Here is a 7490-nt window from a genome sequence, read left to right on the forward strand (position 1 = left end):
ATTAGAAACGATGACATGATTTTAATCTCTTATTTTTCTAAGTTCATATTAAACAATCCGATATGTACGAGTTCTCTTTTATAAGATTCTCTATATAATTCAAAGTTAAATAACAATAAACTTTATATTTTTTCTTATATGTGAAGCTTATCCCAAAAAATTTAAAGGAAACTATATACCAGCTCTTATAAGATTGTCCCCCCAATGCGTACAATGAAGATAAACTGTTGAATGATTTGGATAAATCACTAAATTAATATAAATATTATTATAATATAAAGGGTTAGACACTTTTCCTTTCGACTTTACAATTTCCTTTCGTTGTTAATAATTAAGATACATTTAAAATGCTTCTTTAGAACTATAATTTTGAAAATTTTTTGGTAGCTTCGATTCATTATGACTTTTTATATATTTCTAATACTTATGAATATCGCAGCTATAATGGCAGTGATTGCATTTTTTCATAAGTAATAAGAAAATTACATCTTGGTATTTCTAACCGCAGGCTAATTTTAAATTTCATTATAAAAATAAATTTCTTTAAGTATTATTTTTAATATAAATTTCACACATTTCTATATAATACCTATTTTTAGGCTCCCGTTTATAAGAATTACTCATATATTGGGTATTTCGCATATATATTCTTACTGTTGCAGTAGGTTCACTTCATGAATAATATTAACTTTAATAACTTTGAAGAAGCTGGCCAAGCCATTTTAAAATTCTTATCTCAACGCTTTGGCTTCAAATTGTGGATGATTACTCGTACTGAGGGTGACGACTGGATTGTATTATTGAGTGAAGATAATGGCTATAACGTTAAGCCCGGACAAGTATTTCATTGGCAGACTCATTCTGCTCACACATGGTACAAAGTAATATGCCTCGTATTGCTCCCTATTCACCTGATATTCAAGTTTACGCAGATGCACCTATAAATCACCTAGTCTCAATTAAAGCCTATATCGGCCAACCTCTGTATAAAGAAGATGGCTCTCTTTTTGGCACTCTATGTGCAATTGATCCCGAACCTCAACCTAAAATACTTGTTGAAGATGCTCCATTATTCGAGTTGATAGCAAAGGTACTCAGTTATACGATTCAAGCTGATATGAAAGCTGCTGAGTACATACGTAAAGCTGAGCGTTTTGAAATGGAAGCAATGTCCGACCCAATGACTGGACTTTTCAACCGTCGTGCTTGGGATGAGCTTATTATCAAAGAGGAAGAGCGCTGTAAGCGTTATGGTCACCCTACTGCTATTCTTATGATAGACCTTAATGATCTTAAGATCACAAATGATACTCTGGGTCATGCTGCAGGTGATGAGCTCATTCAAAGAATGGCTTTAGCTCTCAAAAACACGGTACGTAGTAATGATATTATCGCTCGCTTAGGGGGTGATGAGTTTGCTGTGATGACCATTGAAACTAACTTAGAGCATGCGAAGAAGCTTGCATCAAGAATTCAAAATACTTTTACAAAAGTTGGAATTAGTGCTGCAATTGGCTTTGCAATGCGTAATCCAACCTTTGGGTTAGCTGAAGCTATCAAAGAAGCAGATGCAAAGATGTATCAGAATAAAGTTATGGTCAAATCGAGTAGCCATTAATTAAACTACTTACCCGATGCAGTCTTTGTATCTGGTAAGGCCTTATCTACAATCTGAAGATGTACTATTGAAATAATTCAATACAACCGAAAACCCTAGAGATTTTTTGAAATAAAAACTATTATTTTTCATATCATTAAGATCTTTAATCCGTTTTAATTCTGCACTTAGCCCTATCAAAATTGCGACTTTTCCAACAAAAATCCTGCAGTTTATTCCCAGGTTTTTGATCAAACGGTTAGGACCAACAATTTACTTTTATCATGAAGACTGATTATAAAAATAATAAAAGTCCATGCCAAAAAACCTTAAGTTCGCCAGCGAGCGCCGTAGTGACCAACGTAAAAAAGTCATACAAGCCGAAATGCTGCAGGCCCAAACATTTATACAGATCTATCTGCTCTTACCTTTCTTCTTTAAGGCATATCAGCATCAGCAACATCTTACGATGCGCAAACCCTAGAAGATGTCATCTAGCATGAAGCAAGCGCTGTGCGTGATAAAAAATTGACTGAACCTACACTGCGAATCTGCCTGTGGCTGATCAGCCTATTCCAGCCGAGTACAACGCAAGTGCAGCACTTCAATCAATTTATTAATTTGCGGCACTTTGAGCTGAAATATTTAAGCTAAATGTCATGAATAGACATATCTGCCAGTGCACCAAACTTTTCATCAAACGGCGCTAATTGTTCTTTGACGTATTTGGATCCGCGAAGTTTACGGCCATGCTCATCATAGTATTTATGAAAAAATGTTTTGAAGGGATAGTACTGTTTTATGCTCAAGTCTTCCGCCATCTGATTGACCTTCGCTTCAAGCATCTTTTGAGCTACCCCTTGCTCACATTCTTTTGCGGTATCACGAGTTGCTGAAGAACGTTTTCCATTGATCATTAGTTCAATGTAGTAGGCCGAACCGCGCTTTCTGGGCTTGGGTAATTTCATGACGTAATTTCCACAATTCTTGACGTAAACTTGACGTAAATTTAACGGCAATAACTGCATAAAATACGGGTTTTGCAGATAGTGCGGATAACGGCTCACTTTACTCAAGGCATTAAAAAAGGGCTTTAAGCTACTGTTTTCGCTTAAAACCCTTATAACATAACGTTTAGAATCTTGGTAGGTATAAGCAGACTCGAACTGCTGACCTCTACGATGTCAACGTAGCGCTCTAACCAACTGAGCTATACACCTAGAATGCTTGGCATATTATAAATTTTTCCGACCGAAAACAAGCCTTTTCATTTAGTTTTTAAAACGTCCGCGCAAGTTTTAAGCAAATCCTTGAATTTTTTCAATTCTTGTTCAGTTATTGGGGTTCCCGAATAAAGATTTTTTTCAAAAACCTGTATAGCTTGAATAAAGGCAGTCTGGTTTTCAATCTGAACCTGTTGAGATAAACGCTGCATCCAGTGATGAAAAGTTTCTGCAGGCTGTTTTTTGAGATGATCAGTTAGAGATTGATTCAGCTGTTGAATCGCACGATCAAATGGAGATTGCGCCTGTCGGGCTTTTAGATAAATTCTGAAGATATAGGCCAAAATCAATAGCGCAATACTGCCCAGTAAAATTATGACACTCGAATAAACTGAACCGAGGCCTAATTTTGATAACCAGTTTTGTTGTGATTCTGCATTATAACCCACCACCTTACTTTGCCATTGGTAGCTGGCATAATCGCTCCAAACGCGTAGTTTGGTGACCCATAGATTATGCTGCGAGTTCCAGGTCGACTGATTTGCCGATACCCATGCATCCTGAGAAAGCAGATTTTGCATGCCATCATCTATACGCTGTGGAGCGATCATTGCGGTTGGATCAAAGCGTCGCCATTTCTGGTCAATCCAGACTTCTGTCCAGGCGTGCGCATCGAGCTGCCGGACTTCCCAGCTCATGCGATCTGGTGCCAACTCCCCCCCCTGATAGCCGGTGACCACCCGTGCAGGAATCCCGACATAACGCATCAACATCACGAAACTCGAGGCATAGTGTTCACAAAAGCCTTGCCGGGAATTAAACAGGAACTCATCAATCCGGTTTTGTCCTAATTGGCCCGGCTTTAAGGTATAAACAAAATTATTCTGCTGATACCAGTTCAAGACTTTCTGTACATAACGCCGAGGATCTTCCGCACTTTGCGTATAGAGACGTTGTGCTAATTGTTGCGCTCGCGGGTCAAGTCGGCGCTGCACCTGAGTATTCGTTCGCTCGATATATTGCGTTGGCAAAGCCTGAGGTTCATATCCCGTTCCGATCCATTGTAACGAAATCGGTTCAACACGTTGCGTGAGCCGTCTCGGCACAATGCTCCAATCCTGACGGTTATAATAACGGCGTTCCACAGGTATCGATTTTTCCAACCCCATGATCCAGAACACCGAAGGATCCGCAGCCAGATATTGGTAGTTCCAGCCTGTAGGTACGGGTGAAGTATCCATCGGTTGTCGCATTAAAGGCTGCTGATTGACGAAACTGCTGGTCCAGCGTTGCCCATCATATTCATCTAGCACCAAGGCTCGCCAATAGAGTTCTGAGCGTGGCGGAAGCTTGCTGATATCACCAATAATCCGGAAAGCAAGGGCACTGGATTGGGATAATTCAGCAATATCCCCAGGTGACATACTATCGCCAATGCCGGTCACACCCTTATTTTCAGGAATGGGAATATGCCAAAGTGGTGGCAAGCGCGGAAAGAAAATAAACAGCAAGATAAAAAATGGAACAGCGTACAAGATAAACTTGCCTACATGTTTGGCATCCTGTTGCAATGCTGCGCGCTGAGTGATCTGCTCCTGCTCAAAATCGCTAGTCTGAATCCGGTACAAACCAATCAGACAGCTGATTAAACACAGCACGATCACAATCGCCATCCCAAAAGATTGGCTATATAGGAATGAGCTGGCAACAACAAACAGGGCAAAATTAAACAGAATAATCAGGTCACGTTTATTTTTACTTTCCAGTGATTTAGCAAATAAAAAAGTAGATAAAACTGCTACCCCAGCCTCAACACCAATAAAACTATGATGGCTCAAATAAATACTGCCGAGTGCCAAAGCCGTCAGTAGAAAAGTGCCCGTTTTGGGAAATGGCTGCTGACGTTTCAGGAAAATCCAGATACATACAATACTAATCGCAAAAATAATACTGAGTAGAACCGGAATAAATGCCATCTGGGCGATGAGAATCAGGCCCAAAGTCAGCACAATCGAGGTACGGATTTTTGCATTGATCATGAATTTACCCGCCTTAGGCCTGCGCCAACAATTGTTTGGCTTTCCGCAGTTGTTCTTCACCTGCGCCCTGAGGCAATTCGGCCTGTGGCAAATGCAGACTATACGCACATTGCTGCTGCTCGCACTGCTCGACCAGACCCATCACAAATTCAAGTTTTTCTTCATGTGACTGACTCGGCATATGTGCATAATGAATCTCGATACTGTGTTCATCCTGATATTGCTCAAAGACTTTGACATACAGGCCTTGTCCACGCGCAAACTGCTTCCAGGACACCGCCTGCAAGGAATCGCCTGACTGGTAATTGCGCAATTCACGAAACTCATCCATATCCGGTTCAAAACGGTTAAAGTGATATTTATTTTCTGTGCTAAAAACTTCAGCTTTAGGCGCGACCCAGGCCGAATGCTGATGATAAAGATAGGTCCAGGCTCGAACTAACCCAAAGGGATAAACCGAATAAATCTGAATCACCGGATAATCAAACTTGCCACGTTGCTCTGCATAAAATGGCAGAATAAATTGCTGCTTTGCTGCATTCAGATAAACTTTCGCTAGCTGATTTCCTGCTTTGATATACAAATAACGGGGGCGAAGCTGCTGCTGTTGAAAATAAAGATGCAGATTCACGCTATGACCCACCTGCCCCACATCATCTGCGATCAATTCAATTTTCAGGTCATGCAATTGCTTAAAAGTCAGATAAAAACTGATACACAGCACCGCACTGATTAAAAAACAGAAACCTAAAATCAGGTTATTGGCATAGTTCACCCCAGCCACAAAGGTGATGAAGATCAAAACCAGATACAGATAGCCCTGTTGATAAATAAATACCAGGACATCTTTCTGCGAGAGCTGTTTCTGCTGTGAAAATTGAAAGCGTTTGACCAACCATTTTTGCCAGGTTTTATCCAAGAGAGGACTCCTTTAGCTGACCGCAACCTGTTGCATGACATTAAAAGTTTCAGCTTCACTTAAACCCAGACGATGCGAAGTTACCGCGACAAATACCGCTTGTACATCGTCCGGTGTGACAAAAGCACGTTGCTGAATCAGGGCATGCGCTTGTGCCGCACGCTTCAAAGCCAGAAGGCCACGCGTAGAAAGTCCATGACGGCTTTTACGGGTTTCTTCTGCGAGATCGAGCAAATATTCCTGAATAGCTTCACTGATAAATATCTGATGAGTCAGATTTTGCAGATCCAGAATTTCATCTTCAGTAAAAATATGTGCCAGACTGGCAATCAGGGCAAAACGAGATTCCTGCTGTAATAACAGTTTTTCTGCATGGCGCGATGGATAACCTAAAGACAAACGCATCAGGAAACGGTCCAGTTGGGATTCCGGCAAAGCATAGGTTCCACTTTGAAACAGCGGGTTTTGTGTGGCAATCACCCAGAAAGGTTTCGGTAAGGCATAACGCACCCCATCAATGGTGGCATAACCCTCTTCCATGGCCTCGAGTAAGGCGCTCTGGGTTTTGGGACTACAACGGTTGATTTCATCTGCCAGTAAAATCTGGGTAAAAATCGGGCCTTGTTTAAACTCGAACTGATGTTCTTTCTGGTTAAACATATTAATGCCGATAACATCACTGGCCAGCATGTCATTGGTAAATTGGATGCGTTGGAACTTTAAACCAGCCAGATGTGCCAGACTGCTGGCTAATGTGGTTTTACCTAATCCAGGTAAATCCTCAAATAAGACATGCCCACCTGCAATCAGACAGCAAAGTGCCAGTTTGGTCTGAGCCTGCTTATCCAACACAATGGCATTAACTTCTTCAAAAAAACGCTGGATCTTGGGTGCATAACTTGCAATTTTTTGTTCAAGCACTGTATTGATATGTGCAATGTCGTTATTTTCCTTTTGTTTCATGCCCCAGATCACAATAAATTCCTTAATAAAACATGGCCTAAGATTAACATACACTGAAATTTAAATTTTCCCAAAAGATCAATCATCTGTCTGTGTAAGAGGATAAAAATATTCGCTTGAAAATGACGAGGATTCAAATAATAGAAGAGTCAAAATGATCAGGTTGAAAAGAAGTAAGAAGCGCAGACAACAAATAAAATGATCAGCACAAATAGCGATCATTTTTCTTTTCGCTCCAATTTCAAAATATCGACATATGCTCATTCCTCTATTTGAAAAGAATCATACTTAAAAGGTATAGAGACTTAAGTGATTTACTGGGTTTTTATAAAAATTTTCTCGGTTAGCTCAATCAATGACATCAGATTTAACCGAATCGTCTATTTCCCTAGCAGTTTTAAACAACTTAGATTAGCATTTGAAGTGCAACACCATGTTGTTGCCATAATACCTGACTCGGACTTTTAAAGCCGAGTCTTTTTCTTGGGCGATGATTCAAACGTTGAGTGATTTCTGAGATATATTCATCCGTATAGGCATTTAAATTACTGCCTTTTTTAATATATTGCCTGATTAAGCCATTTGTATTTTCATTCGTGCCTCGTTGCCAAGCGCTATAGGGATCAGCGAAATACCAGTCTATTTCTAATACTCGAGCAGCATACTCATGTAGGCTGAACTCCTTACCATTATCTGCAGTAATCGTCTTTAGCTGATCTTTGATCGGTTCAAGAAGGCTGATGGTTGTT

5 protein-coding genes, 1 tRNA gene and 1 pseudogene are annotated in these 7490 nt (G+C 40.2%); 1 reads left to right on the forward strand and 6 read right to left on the reverse strand.

The genetic code is table 11. The annotated features are described in order from the left end of the window. Window positions 1-674 precede the first annotated feature (674 nt). Window positions 675-1618: pseudogene (locus ACIG3F_RS07310) on the forward strand (diguanylate cyclase). Window positions 1619-2247: 629 nt separating this feature from the next. Here ACIG3F_RS07310 and ACIG3F_RS07315 read toward each other — a convergent pair. The 6 genes from ACIG3F_RS07315 to ACIG3F_RS07340 all read right to left on the reverse strand — a co-directional run. Continuing rightward, window positions 2248-2565 carry a hypothetical protein gene (locus ACIG3F_RS07315; RefSeq protein WP_396469712.1) on the reverse strand — a complete coding sequence of 106 codons (318 nt, stop codon included), beginning with the start codon at window positions 2563-2565 and terminating at the stop codon, window positions 2248-2250. 175 nt (window positions 2566-2740) lie between these two features. Continuing rightward, window positions 2741-2817 (reverse strand) — tRNA-Val (locus ACIG3F_RS07320). 47 nt (window positions 2818-2864) lie between these two features. Continuing rightward, entirely contained in the window at window positions 2865-4859 is a 1995-nt protein-coding gene (locus ACIG3F_RS07325; RefSeq protein ID WP_396469713.1) for a transglutaminaseTgpA domain-containing protein, read from the reverse strand. A 13-nt stretch (window positions 4860-4872) separates the two neighbouring features. After that, window positions 4873-5778: a DUF58 domain-containing protein gene (locus ACIG3F_RS07330; RefSeq protein WP_396469714.1), complete on the reverse strand. Its 906-nt coding sequence runs from the start codon at window positions 5776-5778 to the stop codon at window positions 4873-4875. A gap of 12 nt (window positions 5779-5790) precedes the next feature. Continuing rightward, window positions 5791-6753 (reverse strand): AAA family ATPase, encoded by a 963-nt coding sequence (locus tag ACIG3F_RS07335; protein WP_396469715.1) that lies wholly within the window; start codon window positions 6751-6753, stop codon window positions 5791-5793. Between the two features lie 394 nt (window positions 6754-7147). Further along, the coding region (locus tag ACIG3F_RS07340) for an IS30 family transposase (RefSeq protein ID WP_396469716.1) at window positions 7148-7490 on the reverse strand (343 nt) is incomplete at its 5' end.

Source organism: Acinetobacter sp. NPDC052428 (assembly GCF_044547685.1).
Lineage (GTDB): Bacteria > Pseudomonadota > Gammaproteobacteria > Pseudomonadales > Moraxellaceae > Acinetobacter > Acinetobacter lwoffii_G.

Bases quoted from the DNA above. Each gene is read 5' to 3' on its own strand.
- ACIG3F_RS07315 (WP_396469712.1), bottom strand. From the start codon at position 2,565: ATGAAATTACCCAAGCCCAGAAAGCGCGGTTCGGCCTACTACATTGAA.
- ACIG3F_RS07325 (WP_396469713.1), bottom strand. From the start codon at position 4,859: ATGATCAATGCAAAAATCCGTACCTCGATTGTGCTGACTTTGGGCCTG.